The sequence below is a fragment of the Pseudoalteromonas sp. SG45-3 genome (assembly GCF_014164075.1).
GTDB lineage: Bacteria > Pseudomonadota > Gammaproteobacteria > Enterobacterales > Alteromonadaceae > Pseudoalteromonas > Pseudoalteromonas distincta.
On record NZ_JACJEN010000022.1, the window covers coordinates 24073 to 38145 of the forward strand.

Sequence of the window (14073 nt, forward strand, 5' to 3'; positions counted from 1 at the left end):
AAATTAATGTGATTTTGATGTAAGGAATTAGTCAAATAGCAGAAACAAAAAAAGAGCAACGAATGCTCTTTTTTGTATTAATTGAAAACTAATTAAATGTCTTTAGGTTTTTCTATGTAATAACCTTGAACGCCATCTAAACACAACGTTTCTATAATGTGTTTCTCTTCTTGGCTCTCAACGCCTTCAGCAAATACGCTAACACCAATGCGGTGGGCTAAATCGACCATTAAGCGCATAAAGTACTGATTATTTTTATCATCTTCTAGACCGCGAGTATAACTTGCATCCATTTTAATAAAATCAGGTTTTAAATCGCGGAAAAACTTAAATGAAGTTAAGCCAACACCAAAACGTTCAACTGTAACGCGTGCGCCAACACGGTGAACCATGTCGATAAAGCGCTTACTAGCCTTGATGTTTTGCTGTAAACCAAACTCGCTTACCTCAAATACTAGTTTAGATGCAATATGCGTATCTTTTAATAATCGGCGCTCTAGCCAAATTACAAACTGATCGTTGTGTGCACTTGAGGCTGTTACGTTTAAACCAAAAAACTTTTCAGATAAATTACGGCTTTTAACTTTTTCAAGAGAAGAGTCGATGATCAGGCGATCAATTTCTATTGCCATATCAAGTTTTTCGGCCATTGCTAAAAAAGAAGCGGTAGGCAGTACTTGATTGTCTTCTGTTTTAAATCGAACTTGTACTTCAGCGTAGGCTTTTATGCTTTTACCAAGCGGCATAATGTTTTGCATCACTAAATGCACACGCTTAGATTCAATAACTTCCTTAATAACCTTACGCCAGTTTTGATTACCAAACCCCGCACTTACGTTATTAACTAAATCGGTTTCGCGTTGTACGTGCCATGCATTAACTTGCTTTGACTGCGCCATGCTCATCGCGTTATCAACAACAGAAAGCAGTTCGCCTAACGGTTTACCTTTTTCGTAACCTACAATACCCGTATTAGCTACCGAGCTTAACTCTTGGTTTTGTTGGTACTGCGTGAAGCGCGATTGCAGGTTTTCACCAAAGCGCTCAGCTTCTTTTAAAGGAATGTGGGGGAGTACTACCGCAAAATCAGAGCTGTTTAATCTAAATACTTGGCTACCCGTGTAAGTGCCGCTTATGTGCTTAATAATATCGGCAACGCCTTTAACATACTCGTCACCTTTTTGATAACCACGGCTTTGGTTTATAGCTTGTAGTTCGCTACAACGAACCATAGCTAAAGAGCCAAATGTACTTTGCTCAGTGTTTTCAATATTTTTTTCGTAGTACTCAACAAACATATTACGATTACCAAGCGAGGTAATTACATCTTTGTACGCTTCATGCTTGATAGTCATAGCAGCGCTTTGTATGTCTTCGTTTTTGTTTTTTAAAAAATGTGATAACCGATTAAAACTAGGTACTAAATCTTTTCCCATTTTTTTCAATCGAGTGCCATCTAATGCTGTTTCTAAATCATTATCAAGATGGTTTTGATTGATATAAATATCGATAATGTCAGCAACTGTTGTACTTATATTTTTATTTAAATGATAAAAAATAGATTTCATTAGAATTATTGGAATAATAACTAAAATGGCAGAAATCAAAATAACAATAAAAAGGGAAGTTTGTAGCTGCGACGCTAAATGCTCAATGTTAAGTACAAATTCAACTTTTATATCTGCGGCATCGTTTACAGCAAACTGTGGGCGTACAGAGTTAAAGTTAGAGAGTACAAAATCAGCAAACATTGGTAATTGAGTAGGGGGGTTAATGCTAAATACTTCAGCACCTTGGTAATCTCTTAGGGTAAAGCTTGAAAACGTATTACCATCTGCAATTGATTGTTTTAAATTTTGAGCAGAAATATCGTCTAAAGAAAGGTCATTAATATACTTAGTAACAGTTGTTTGTGCATTTTTTTGTGCATCACTTACCGCAGTATCAAAGCTTATAGATATGAAGTAGCTTCCTGCTGCAACACACAATAACCAAGAGATAATTTGTATAAAAATAAGTTTTTTAAATCCAGCCATGTTTTCAGTCTTTTAATAATCAAAAGGGAAGGAATCAAGTCCTTGATTAATAAACTAAGTACAGCGCATTAAAGAATTAAACTAATGCTTTAGTTATATAAGGAAGAGTAGTGGAAATAGCTTGGAATGTCTATGAAATTCTTAGAATTGGCTCCCCCTCCCCGACTCGAACGGGGGACCTGCGGATTAACAGTCCGTCGCTCTAACCAACTGAGCTAAGGGGGAACTAAAGTACTGATATTATTATGATGATTTGGCTCCCCCTCCCCGACTCGAACGGGGGACCTGCGGATTAACAGTCCGTCGCTCTAACCAACTGAGCTAAGGGGGAACTACATCATAAACATAAACTTGGCTCCCCCTCCCCGACTCGAACGGGGGACCTGCGGATTAACAGTCCGTCGCTCTAACCAACTGAGCTAAGGGGGAATCGTTTATGGTTGAAAAACTTGGCTCCCCCTCCCCGACTCGAACGGGGGACCTGCGGATTAACAGTCCGTCGCTCTAACCAACTGAGCTAAGGGGGAAGCGTCTTGCCTTTCAACGGGGCGAAATATTAATGACCGAGCCGCAAAGTGTCAACATATAAAAGTCATAAATTGAAAAAAGAGGTTTATTCGTTGTTTTTGTGTTCGATCTGCGTGATTTATAGCTCTATTTAAAGCTGTTTTTTTAAGAATTTAAGAATACTAATGCGAGTTTTATTATTGTTGAGTCTTTAAATTGGTTAAATTAAACACGCCATTAAAGCCACTTGTAATTAAAAAACAACTCAAAAACATAAAATTTCATTTTTTACTTTCGGGTATTCTTCGTATTTATTTACTTTTTTATTTTAATTTTCTAAAAATATACCTACACGAATAGTCATAAAAGTATTTTCCCTCTTAATAGTGATCCAATTTTGATCTATAAATTGAGTATTTATTATCTTCGCTCAAAAATAGAACAATCAATAACTTAACTTTGTATTAAACGTTTTTTATTTACTAACGTATAAGTATGTTAAGAAGAAAAATCGGCAAGCTTGCGTTTTCAGTGTGAGTTTATAAAAATGCCACAATTAGCAAATCAACAATTGGTTGGACCTCAGCGAAAATTGCGAGTCTCTCAAGGCCTTTATAAATGCGGCTTTGAATGAGTTATCCACGGTTTCTGTGGATAACTCTGTTTATGAAACTTTAAGAACATCATCGGCACCAATGTTTTAGGGTGCTACAACGATTTCAAGCTTTTAAATCACTATTTTTTATTCATTGTAAAACAGTAGGTTATGTTTTGGTGGCTAATAGATGTAACTCCATGAATGAATTTTTTCGTAACGATAAACCAAGTAGTTGCTTTGTGTAAAAAAGCATCAGATAGCACAGGGTGTTTGTAATAAAAGTTATAAAAATGTGTTTTAATTGTTTTTTGGCGTGTTTAGGCTCTATTTTAACAAAAAGATGTAAAAACCAAGTTTTACTATTTTTTAGAATATTTACTTACGTAATTACATCAATTGTAGTGATAAATCCGTGGCTTGAACTGCCTTGATGCTTTAAAATGATTCGTTCAGTAAAAGAGGCCTATTTATTTCATGCGCGCAATTTCAAAATCTCAGACTCGCCCAGATTTACTAAACGATCCTATCTTGCCTACATTAAAGACGATGACCATACCGATGATATTCGGCATGATCACACTAATGATGTTCAATATTGTAGACACCTTTTTTATAAGCTTACTTGGCACCGAACCACTAGCTGCCGTGAGCTTTACATTTCCGGTTACTTTTACCGTTATCAGCTTAGCAATAGGGCTGGGGATCGGTACATCAGCAGTAATAGCGAAAGCGCTCGGCAGTAATAAAATTGATGAAGCACGTTTTGATGCCAGTATTTCTTTAATGGTTGGTGTGGTTCTGGTTATTGTGTTGTCATCTGTTGGATATTTACTGATTGACCCCATATTTACTTTGCTAGGAGCGGGCGCGCAAGTATTGCCGTTAATACACGAATACATGAATGTATGGTTTATCGGTAGCGTATTTTTAATAACCCCAATGATTGGTAATTCGGTACTGCGTGCCAGTGGTGATACCAAAACGCCAAGTATAGTAATGGGCGGAGCCGGGCTGATAAACGCCGTACTTGACCCAATACTTATATTTGGCTTTGGGCCGGTACCCGCGTTAGGAATTCAAGGCGCTGCCATAGCAAGTGTTGTTGCATGGTCGGTCGCTGTGGTTATTATTTTATATATATTAGCGGTTAAAAAACGTTTGTTGAGTCTCAAAGCGGGCAAGCAAACTGTAACTGGCGCTATTCGTAAAATATTAAAAATTGGTTTACCTGCTGCAGGTGCAAACATGCTTACACCCGTTGCAATGGCTGTAATGACCGCCTTAGTAGCGCATCATGGGCCAGAAGCCGTGGCCGCATTTGGAGTAGGGAGCCGGATAGAATCTATTGCAAGTATATTAGTGCTTGCGCTATCGATGACATTACCGCCATTTGTGAGTCAAAACTTTGGGGCTGGCAAATTATGCCGTGTCAAAGAAGCGTATACCGGCACACTAAAATTTGTGATGGTATGGCAATTTGCCATTTACGTATTACTAATTGCATTTTCAGGTGTTATAAGCCAATTATTTGGTAAAGAACAAGCCGTAATAGATGTAATTAAGCTCTTTATTTATACCATCCCACTAAGCTATGGCTTACAAGGGGTGATCATATTATCAAACTCATCGTTTAATGCTTTACACAAACCAATGAACGCATTGGTACTAAGCGTTATTCGTTTATTCATATTTTATGTACCATTTGCTTATATCGGCAACGAAATAGCCGGATTATTAGGGTTATTTATAGGCGCTGCCATAGGTAATTTATTTACAGCAATAGTGGCATATAAATGGTTTATGAAAAAACTAGAAGCGCTGAGCGGCGAATCGTTACAGGAGTGCAATAATTGAGCGACCATTTTCAGTTAAAATCACATTTCAAACCAGCAGGCGATCAGCCTACCGCCATTAAACAGCTATGCGAAGGGTTAGAAGCGGGGCTTGTACACCAAACGTTATTAGGTGCCACCGGTACAGGTAAAACCTTTACCATGGCCAATATTATTAGCGATTTAAACCGTCCAACAATAATAATGGCGCACAATAAAACATTGGCTGCGCAGCTATACGGCGAGATGAAAGAGTTTTTTCCTAAAAACGCGGTTGAATACTTTGTATCGTATTACGATTACTACCAGCCAGAAGCCTATGTTGTATCTAGCGACACATTTATTGAAAAAGATGCTTCGATAAATGAGCACATAGAGCAAATGCGTTTAAGTGCGACCAAAGCATTACTTGAGCGTCGCGACACCATTATTGTGGCATCGGTATCGGCTATTTATGGTTTGGGTGACCCTAAATCGTACATGAAAATGATGCTGCTTTTAAAAGTGGGCGAAAAAGTAGATCAACGCGACATGCTACGCCGCCTTGCTGAAATACAATATACCCGCAATGATATAGATTTTAGCCGAGGTACATACCGCGTACGTGGCGAAGTAGTTGATATATTCCCAGCAGAATCAGACACTTTTGCTGTACGTGTAGAAATGTTTGATGATGAAATAGAACGCTTAAGTATTTTTGACCCGCTTACCGGTGCAATTGAAAAGCACATAGTGCGCGCTACTATTTATCCTAAAACGCACTATGTTACCCCGCGTGAAAAAATACTTGGCGCTATCGAAAAAATAAAAGAAGAACTAAAAGAGCGACGCGCCCAGTTACTCAGTGCAAACAAATTAGTAGAAGAGCAACGTGTAGCTCAGCGAACGCAATACGATATAGAAATGATGACCGAGCTTGGTTATTGCTCGGGTATAGAAAACTACAGCCGTTATTTATCGGGTCGTACACCAGGCGATCCGCCGCCAACATTGCTTGATTACCTACCTGATGACGCATTAATGATTATTGATGAATCGCATGTAACCGTATCGCAAATTGGTGCAATGTATAAAGGCGACAGAAGCCGTAAAGAAAACCTTGTTGAGTATGGTTTTAGAATGCCCTCAGCAATGGATAATAGGCCACTGCGTTTTGAAGAATTTGAAGCCATAGCACCACAAACTATTTATGTATCGGCAACGCCTGGCGACTTTGAGTTAGAGCGCTGCGCGGGCGAAATAGCAGAGCAAGTAATTCGCCCAACAGGGCTGCTCGACCCACTTATAGAAGTACGTCCTGTGGGCGATCAGGTTGATGATTTACTCTCAGAAATATACAAAAGTGTGGAGAAGGGCGAACGCGTACTGGTAACTACACTTACTAAACGTATGTCTGAGGATTTAACAGACTACCTAAGCGAGCATAATGTAAAAGTACGTTACTTACATTCAGACATTGATACCGTTGAGCGCGTAGAAATAATTCGTGACTTACGAGCAGGCGTGTTTGATGTGTTAGTGGGTATTAACTTACTGCGAGAAGGCCTTGATATGCCAGAAGTGGCACTTGTTGCCATACTTGATGCTGACAAAGAGGGTTTTTTACGCTCGGCTCGCTCGCTGATACAAACCATTGGCCGTGCTGCTCGTCACTTAGATGGCCGCGCTATTTTATATGGTGACAGAATTACAAAATCAATGGCAAAAGCCATGGACGAAACAGCACGCAGGCGCGAAATTCAGCATGCATATAACGTTGAGCACGGCATAGAGCCTCATGCTCTGGCTAAAAAAATACTTGATGTAATGGATGTAGGTGAAGAAGCGGCCCCTAAAGACAACCTTAAACTTATTCGTAAAGAGTCTAAAAAGGTTCTTAGTGCGAAAGAAATTGCCGTGCAAATTAAGCAGCTTGAAACCAAAATGCATGCATACGCAAGCGACCTAGAATTTGAAAAAGCGGGCTCTGTTCGCGATGAAATACATGAACTACAACAACAGTTGATTAATTAAAAATGACAGCAAACTTTACACCTCTTATTACTGCGCTTGAAGACGCGCCAATTTTAAAAAATGAACTGTGTCGTGTTTTTCATGGCCGAGGCCACAGCGTCGAAGCATTAAGCCATATTAATTTAGACTTTTACCCGCCCAGTTTATTTTTGGTTTCGTACGATGAAATTGACGAGCAAACACTAAGCGAGCTCACCAATGCTGTGTGGCAGTGGGCGCAAGAAAATCAGCCTGAGCTTATTACGTCACTTGTGTACCAGCAACGTGCTGGCGTACAAAGCCAAAACACCGTGGTTTATGGGCAATTACCTAACCCACATGTTGTAACCGAAAATGGTATTCGCTTTTTGGTTGATTTACAGAGCCGCCAAAATACCGGAATATTTCCCGATATGCGCAGCGGCCGTGAATTTGTAATGGCTAATAGCAAGCATGGCAAAGTGCTTAATTTGTTTTCATATACATGTGGGTTTTCGCTTGCCGCCATGCAAGGCGGGGCAGATCATGTGATGAACATGGATATGAGCAAAGGCGTGCTAAAAGTCGGCAAGCAAAACCATCAGCTAAATGGTTTTGAGCGCGGCGTAAGTTTTTTACCTCACGATATTTTAAAATCGTTTGGAAAACTAAAAAAAGCAGCCCCGTTTGATTTAATAATAGTTGATCCGCCAAGCTTTCAAAAAGGCAGCTTTATATTAACTAAAGACTATCAAAAAGTGCTGCGCAGGTTGCCAGAGCTACTTTGCGATACTACACAATTACTATTGTGTGCGAATAGCCCAGAGCTTAGCGAAGATGCGTTTAAAGCATTAATAAACGAGAACACCCAAGGCGCAATTGAATTTGTTGAGCGCCTAGCCCCCACCGAGCGTTTTATTGAAGTAGACAGCGACAAAAGTTTAAAAGCGCTTGTCTATAAAACGTCACAAATACCTGCTTAAATGAAGCTCAGTAAACGCCTAACTGCCATTGATAAATTAATTTCGCAGCATCACGATATTATTTGGGATTGTTGCTGCGACCATGGTTATTTAGGCATGGCGCTATTAAAACGCGCAGCTGCAAACCACGTTATTTTTGTAGATATAGTCGCCACTTTAATGAACGACCTAGAAGCGCAATTATCATCTATTAATAAATTACAAAAAACCTGTGATAAAAATCCGCAGTGGCAGGTCTTATGTCAGGATGTAGGCAAAATAGAAATTACTCAAAGTAAAAGCCAAGTAGTTGTAATAGCAGGTGTTGGCGGTGAGCTGTTGTTAAGTTTAGTACAACAAATTATTGCTAATAACGCAGTGGAGCATTTAAATAATGTTCGGTTTATTTTATGCCCAGTGCATCACACTTATAAGTTGCGAGTGGGTTTAAAACAACTTGGTTTAGGGCTTGTAAGTGAGCAAATAGTTTACGACAACAAACGTTTTTATGAAGTGATTGAAGTGAGCTTTAGTACCAATATTGAGATTAGCCATACCGGCAACAAAATGTGGGACTTTGCTAGTACAGAGCACGCTATGTACCAACGGCAACTCATAAATCATTATAATAAAATGCTCAATAAAGATAAGCCATACTATCAAAAAGTTATAACAGACTATCAAGAACTCACCGATAGTTAAAAAAGCCCAAAAGTAGGGCGTACATGTGATCTAATTACGACATTGACGACGTAATGTGTTCATAGTTTATATCGCACTACGCGAGTTTATTTGGTTTATTTATGTCAGATAACAAGAGTCACATTAATCATTTGCTCAGCAATGAGCAAAAATGGCAACACAGTTACGAGCAACCTATTTCTTATGCACCCCTTGTGCAATTGGCTAATAGTAATTGGGTGGTGCCACAGCATTTTTTACGTTACAAGCACACGCTTAAAAGCGTAAACGAAGTACTTGAGAGTATTGAGTTTTCGGCTCACTTTAGGGTGCTTGCTGCACAAAAAGGTGAAGAAATTTACCTGCAGGTAGCAGTGCTGAGCCCTGATAACTACCAAAAAAGCGCATCTACTAATGAAGCCAAAGCTAAAAAACTATTATTTGGCAGACGCTGGATTGTAGAGGAAAACTTACCTACTTCAGAGCTTATTCAAAGCGCATTTTTAGCGTTAAAAGTAGCGCGTGAACATGAAGTAAGAGAGCTTTTTCAGTTAATGCAAAGCGGCGCAACAAGCACGCCATTTAACAATCACCACGATTTACCTGTAATGGCGCAAAACCCTGAACTTGTTAAAAGCGAAACGGTTACAAGTAACGTTGACGAAGTGCTTAAACGCATTGTATTTGCAGGAAAAAGTATTGAGCTTAAAAGCCAGCAGCAAGTAGCCGAGCAACATTTATATATTGTTGAGCTGTTGTGTGAGGATTGCCAGCTTAGCGAGTTTAATAAAAAAACAATTTCGTTTTTAACAGCAGACTCATCCGCTAATAGTTTTTTACACGGCTTAATTGCGGCATTGGTGGCCATAAGTAATGACTACGTAAACGAGCAGTTTAAATACAAAGGTTTTGCCCGTTTTAGCAAGCACGTAGTGGTTGAACAAGTAGGTAATCTAAGTATCGCTATGCGCTCGCCAAGTACCGTAGGGCTTTGCTCTATGGGTAAGCAACATGCTAATCAGTTAAACTTTGAGATAGACAGTGGGCGAGCACCACAGGGCTGCGGGCAAGCTATTGGTGGGTTTTTAGCTGCTCACGGCATTGAGCAGCCAGAAAATGCGCATTTATATCCAAATTACTTATAACAACTTAAAGTTTATTAATTTCATCTTTAACGTTAAAGCTTGAATCAGTAACAATAGCCTCAAGTGTTTGTACACGCTCTTTTAATGCAAGCACTTGTGCGTTTGTTTCAGCTAGTTGTTTATGGGCATCGCTGTTGTTGTTTTGCATTTTATGCTTAAACTCAAGGTGCTTTTTATACATATCGTAAACTACTCCTGAGCCAACCGAAATTAGCACAATAAGTACAATCATCGTAGTTCCAGACATAACCTCATTCCTTATCATTTTATTATTCGTTTATGGTTAAAGTATAACCTTTAAGCGCTTTTGATAAAGCTGACAATTGTAACTTAATTTGTATACTTTATTTAATTCAGCTTTAAGCGTGTTCATCATTTATACACTTTAGATATTGTTTAATAGCTGCATAAATAAACATACTTTAGCCAATACAGTGAGTTGCCATGTTAAATAATAAAATTCCACCGGTTATCGTTGTGCTGTTTTTTGCAGGCATAATGGCGCTTATTGCGCATTACAGTGTTATTGATTTCACCGCATTTATTACCTACCTAGCAGCAAGTTTGGTCATTATTGGGTGTGTTTTTTGTATTGCAGGTGTGGCGAGCTTTAAAATAGCAAACACCACAGTAAACCCAAATAAACCTGAGCAAGCGTCAAAACTTATTACGAGCGGCATTTATAAAATTTCGCGTAACCCAATGTATGTGGGTTTTGCATTTATTTTAGCAGGGTGGGGTGTTTGGTTAAGTTCCTTGTGGGCGCTTTTATGTATTATCGGGTTTATTGCGTATTTAACATTTTTTCAAATAATACCCGAGGAGCGTGCGCTCACTAAATTATTTGGCGAAGAGTTTACCGCTTACAAAGCGCGCGTAAAACGCTGGCTGTAATCAATATCATTGACTTAAAACCTGAGAAACAAAAAAGGCTATCGATGATAGCCTTTTTTTGTTTGCAGCAATTGTATTACTAATTAATTGCGGCTTATTCGTATTCTAACGGGTCTGTAATGTTATTTAGTGCAAATGCTTCAAGGCGTTCTTGGCACGCGCCACATTTACCACAGGCCTTTTCACGGCCGTTATAACAAGTCCACGTTTGGCTGTAATCTAAACCCATTTCAATACCGTCGGTTAAAATACCAATTTTAGTATTGTTTAAGTATGGGCTAAAAATTTCTACAGCGTCGTAATTAGCAATACGGCACACATCATCCATTTTTTGCACAAATTCAGGACGGCAATCAGGGTAAATAGCATGATCCCCAGAGTGAGCGCCGTAATAAACTTGGCTAGCTTTAAGTGATACCGCGTAGCCAACAGCAAGCGAGAGCAAAATCATATTACGATTAGGTACAATCGTACTTTTCATGCTTTCTTCTTCGTAATGGCCTTCAGGTACGTCAATATCATCAGTAAGTGATGAGCCACCAATAAGTTGGTTAATCGCCGAAATATCAACAATTTTATGCGGAACGTTTAATTTTTCACATACACTTGCCGCTACTTTAAGCTCTTTTACATGACGCTGACCATAGTCAAATGAAAGGGCATATACATCATGGCCTTGTTGCAGGGCTTTATTTAATACGGTAAATGAGTCCATACCGCCGGAATAAATAACAACTACTTTTTGCGTCATATCTGTTTTGCTCTTAGTTTTAATAGAGGTTTATATCAGGGCGCGATATACTACACGGCCGCAGCTTAAATAACAATTTTTGCACAGCGCTTTTTGGTTTTTTAATAGTAGCAATTTGGCTGCTAGGTAGTAAGTGAGATCTCTTTTGTACAAAATTAATGAAGTGTTTGAAACCATTCAAGGTGAAGCTAGCTTTACTGGCACACCCTCAATATTTTTACGTCTGCAAGGCTGCCCAGTAGGCTGCTCTTGGTGCGACACTAAGCAAACGTGGGATGTTGATAATGTATATAAAGTATCGCTGGATGAAACCGTAGAAAAAAAAGCCGACTCAGATCATTGGGCTAACGCCAGTGCAGAGCAAATTTTAGCGTTGTTTCAATCACGTGGTTATACCGCAAAGCACGTAGTAATTACCGGCGGCGAGCCATGTATGTTCGACTTAAATCCAGTATGTAACTTATTACACGAACACGGCTTTAGTACACAAATAGAAACCAGCGGCACGTTTGAAATACTCGCCCCAGAGCAAACATGGGTAACGGTATCGCCAAAAATTAACATGCGCGGCGGTTATGAAGTACTTACCAGCACAATGAAGCGTGCAAACGAGATAAAACACCCCGTTGCCATGCAAAAGCATGTAGAAGAGTTAGAAGAATTATTTGCCAAAACAGGCGTTAACCCTAAGCTTGTTTATTTGCAGCCAATTAGCCAAAAAGTATCAGCAACAAAATTAGCAATCGACACCTGTATTGCCAAGAACTGGCGCCTATCAATACAAGTACATAAGTATTTAGGAATTAGTTAAAGAGTTATATTGCGTATGTTGGGTAGAGCGAAGCTAAACCCAACAAATCTCTAATTTCACACCGTTTTATAACAACGCTCTATAATATTTAAATACACAGGCCGTATAAGCAAAGCGCCATCCGACAACCCTGTACTTTATAGCCTGAATTTTATAGCCTGAACTTTATAGTCTAAGATTACATCTACCCTAAAGCTCATATCTTCTTCGTTAATTGTGCTAATTAGTTTACTATGCGCGACTTAAAAATATTCTACTACTTACCACTAGGCTTATATGTCCGCAAACGCGCTTTACACCGACCTTTCTGATTACTACGACTTAATGTGTGCAGATATTAATTATCAAGCCCAAAGCAATTCTATTCACAGGCTGCACCAAATTTTTGGTAATGGCGCAAACACCCATCTAGATTTAGCATGTGGCACCGGCCCGCATGTACGCCACTTTATTGATTACGGCTATAAAAGTAGTGGGCTTGATTTAAACCAGCCAATGCTAGATAAAGCAAAAGTTCGTTGCCCAGAAGCGCAATTTTCATTGCAAAACATGAGTGAATTTAAGGTCGCTGAGCACGTGGATTTAATTACCTGCTTTTTGTATTCAATCCATTACTGCGACGGCATTAATAAACTAAAAGAGTGCCTTGCTAGCGTATACAATGCATTAAATGTAGGTGGAATATTTTGTTTTAACACGGTTGATAAAAACAAAATCGACAGCGATTCATTTGTAGAGCACACAGCAATAAGCGAAAATAGCTTCTTCACATTTCGCTCTGGCTGGCATTACAGTGGCAGCGGTAGCAAACAGTTATTAAAACTCAGCATAGAAAAAACCACCGCAGACAATACACTCGTATGGCACGACGAGCACCCAATGGTTGCTTTTAGTTATACCGAGCTTAAAGAAGCCTTAAAACCGTACTTCGAAATTCACATATTTGAACATGACTACGACAAGATAACCCCATGGGCAGAGCGCTCAGGCAACGCCATTTTTGTCTGCGTAAAAATTTAAGTTAAACACTCATCAAGAAGACATACAAGTTTGGGTAGAGCGTAGCGAAACCCAACGAATCTCCGATACCCACGCCCCCAATAACTCGCATTATATATTTGAAAACGTAGGTCGGATAAGCGAAGCGACATCCGACACAGTAACTTATTTAAGTTTCGGCGAATATAAATAGCTAATTAATTATGATGTATGAAGTCAAGATTTGACCCCTATGGCTGTTATTGACTGCCTATTTATCCCTCCCTCGATCATGCTTTCACTTAACAAAAATTCTTAATAACTAGCATAAAAAAAGCGTTGCCCTTGAACAACGCTTTTCTGTATTTGTCTAATAGCTGGTAGCTAACTTACTCAGCCGCTAGCTTACTCTGCAGCAAGATTATTCCGCCGCTAAGTAATCCAAAACCACTTGATGGTGATCTTTAGTTTTAAACTTATCAAACAAGTGTTTAATTTTACCGTCTTGTCCTACTAAAAATGTTAGGCGGTGAATACCATCGTACTCTTTACCCATAAATTTTTTGTAGCCCCATACACCAAATGCTTCAGCAATGGCGTGATCTTCATCGGCTAATAGGTCAAAATTAAGCTCTTTTTTAGTTTCAAAGTTTTTAAGGCGCTTAATTGGATCTGGGCTAATACCTACAACGCGGGTGTTAAATTTAGCAAGCTGTGCTTGCTCATCGCGTAGGTTTTCGGCTTGTACAGTACAGCCTGGCGTTGACGCTTTAGGGTAAAAGTACACAAGCACTTGTTGCTCTTTTAACAGCTCGCTTAATGTTACTGTTTCGTCGTTTTGGTTTTGTAGGCTAAAAGCGGGTGCAGTATCGCCAGCTTGTAATGGACTAATTGTGTTCATGTTTAG

The 14073-nt window shown here is 39.3% G+C and carries 12 protein-coding genes and 4 tRNA genes; 8 read left to right on the forward strand and 8 right to left on the reverse strand.

The genetic code is table 11. From position 1 onward, the window contains the following. Positions 1–92 precede the first annotated feature (92 nt). From H5126_RS18370 to H5126_RS18390, 5 genes are all read right to left on the reverse strand, one after another. Complete coding sequence (locus tag H5126_RS18370) at positions 93–2036, reverse strand: EAL domain-containing protein (protein WP_182721254.1); 1944 nt, start codon at positions 2034–2036, stop codon at positions 93–95. A 148-nt stretch (positions 2037–2184) separates the two neighbouring features. Beyond that, a tRNA-Asn gene (locus tag H5126_RS18375) sits at positions 2185–2261 on the reverse strand. A gap of 29 nt (positions 2262–2290) precedes the next feature. Continuing rightward, a tRNA-Asn gene (locus H5126_RS18380) sits at positions 2291–2367 on the reverse strand. A gap of 21 nt (positions 2368–2388) precedes the next feature. After that, positions 2389–2465: transfer RNA gene (locus H5126_RS18385), tRNA-Asn, on the reverse strand. 21 nt (positions 2466–2486) lie between these two features. Continuing rightward, a tRNA-Asn gene (locus H5126_RS18390) sits at positions 2487–2563 on the reverse strand. A gap of 1052 nt (positions 2564–3615) precedes the next feature. Here H5126_RS18390 and H5126_RS18395 point away from each other — a divergent pair. The 5 genes from H5126_RS18395 to H5126_RS18415 all read left to right on the forward strand — a co-directional run bounded on the left by H5126_RS18395 (position 3616) and on the right by H5126_RS18415 (position 9732). Continuing rightward, positions 3616–4995 carry an MATE family efflux transporter gene (locus H5126_RS18395; protein ID WP_138489356.1) on the forward strand — a complete coding sequence of 460 codons (1380 nt, stop codon included), beginning with the start codon at positions 3616–3618 and terminating at the stop codon, positions 4993–4995. Beyond that, entirely contained in the window at positions 4992–6986 is a 1995-nt protein-coding gene (gene uvrB, locus H5126_RS18400; protein ID WP_182720946.1) for an excinuclease ABC subunit UvrB, read from the forward strand. The genes H5126_RS18395 and uvrB overlap by 4 nt, the downstream gene beginning before the upstream one ends. Before the next feature lie 2 nt (positions 6987–6988). Further along, positions 6989–7927: a class I SAM-dependent methyltransferase gene (locus H5126_RS18405; protein WP_182693850.1), complete on the forward strand. Its 939-nt coding sequence runs from the start codon at positions 6989–6991 to the stop codon at positions 7925–7927. Beyond that, positions 7928–8608 carry a tRNA (adenine(22)-N(1))-methyltransferase TrmK gene (locus H5126_RS18410; RefSeq protein ID WP_182720947.1) on the forward strand — a complete coding sequence of 227 codons (681 nt, stop codon included), beginning with the start codon at positions 7928–7930 and terminating at the stop codon, positions 8606–8608. Between the two features lie 101 nt (positions 8609–8709). Then, the gene (locus tag H5126_RS18415; RefSeq protein ID WP_182720948.1) at positions 8710–9732 is read left to right on the forward strand and encodes a hypothetical protein; all 1023 of its coding nucleotides are present in this window, start codon (positions 8710–8712) and stop codon (positions 9730–9732) included. Positions 9733–9736: 4 nt separating this feature from the next. On the opposite strand, the gene H5126_RS18420 is transcribed toward H5126_RS18415, so the two are convergent. Continuing rightward, the gene (locus H5126_RS18420) at positions 9737–9979 is read right to left on the reverse strand and encodes a hypothetical protein (protein ID WP_010553668.1); all 243 of its coding nucleotides are present in this window, start codon (positions 9977–9979) and stop codon (positions 9737–9739) included. A 197-nt stretch (positions 9980–10176) separates the two neighbouring features. Between H5126_RS18420 and H5126_RS18425 the strand changes: the two genes are divergently transcribed. Next, positions 10177–10626, forward strand: a complete 450-nt coding sequence (locus tag H5126_RS18425) for an isoprenylcysteine carboxylmethyltransferase family protein (protein ID WP_007378935.1) — start codon at positions 10177–10179, stop codon at positions 10624–10626. A gap of 94 nt (positions 10627–10720) precedes the next feature. Here H5126_RS18425 and queC read toward each other — a convergent pair whose 3' ends face one another. Then, positions 10721–11377 (reverse strand): 7-cyano-7-deazaguanine synthase QueC, encoded by a 657-nt coding sequence (queC, locus tag H5126_RS18430; RefSeq protein ID WP_002960416.1) that lies wholly within the window; start codon positions 11375–11377, stop codon positions 10721–10723. Positions 11378–11522: 145 nt separating this feature from the next. Between queC and queE the strand changes: the two genes are divergently transcribed. Continuing rightward, a complete protein-coding gene (gene queE, locus H5126_RS18435) occupies positions 11523–12188 on the forward strand; it encodes a 7-carboxy-7-deazaguanine synthase QueE (RefSeq protein WP_002960417.1) in 666 nt (221 codons plus the stop codon). Positions 12189–12464: 276 nt separating this feature from the next. Further along, entirely contained in the window at positions 12465–13208 is a 744-nt protein-coding gene (locus H5126_RS18440) for a class I SAM-dependent methyltransferase (protein ID WP_182720949.1), read from the forward strand. Positions 13209–13587: 379 nt separating this feature from the next. Here the strand turns inward: H5126_RS18440 and bcp are convergent, their stop codons facing one another. Beyond that, the gene (bcp, locus tag H5126_RS18445) at positions 13588–14067 is read right to left on the reverse strand and encodes a thioredoxin-dependent thiol peroxidase (RefSeq protein ID WP_002963124.1); all 480 of its coding nucleotides are present in this window, start codon (positions 14065–14067) and stop codon (positions 13588–13590) included. Positions 14068–14073: the final 6 nt, after the last annotated feature.

Bases quoted from the DNA above. Each gene is read 5' to 3' on its own strand.
- H5126_RS18415 (WP_182720948.1), top strand. From the start codon at position 8,710: ATGTCAGATAACAAGAGTCACATTAATCATTTGCTCAGCAATGAGCAA.
- H5126_RS18395 (WP_138489356.1), top strand. From the start codon at position 3,616: ATGCGCGCAATTTCAAAATCTCAGACTCGCCCAGATTTACTAAACGAT.
- H5126_RS18405 (WP_182693850.1), top strand. From the start codon at position 6,989: ATGACAGCAAACTTTACACCTCTTATTACTGCGCTTGAAGACGCGCCA.
- queC (WP_002960416.1), bottom strand. From the start codon at position 11,377: ATGACGCAAAAAGTAGTTGTTATTTATTCCGGCGGTATGGACTCATTT.
- H5126_RS18425 (WP_007378935.1), top strand. From the start codon at position 10,177: ATGTTAAATAATAAAATTCCACCGGTTATCGTTGTGCTGTTTTTTGCA.
- H5126_RS18440 (WP_182720949.1), top strand. From the start codon at position 12,465: ATGTCCGCAAACGCGCTTTACACCGACCTTTCTGATTACTACGACTTA.
- bcp (WP_002963124.1), bottom strand. From the start codon at position 14,067: ATGAACACAATTAGTCCATTACAAGCTGGCGATACTGCACCCGCTTTT.
- H5126_RS18420 (WP_010553668.1), bottom strand. From the start codon at position 9,979: ATGTCTGGAACTACGATGATTGTACTTATTGTGCTAATTTCGGTTGGC.
- H5126_RS18370 (WP_182721254.1), bottom strand. From the start codon at position 2,036: ATGGCTGGATTTAAAAAACTTATTTTTATACAAATTATCTCTTGGTTA.
- H5126_RS18410 (WP_182720947.1), top strand. From the start codon at position 7,928: ATGAAGCTCAGTAAACGCCTAACTGCCATTGATAAATTAATTTCGCAG.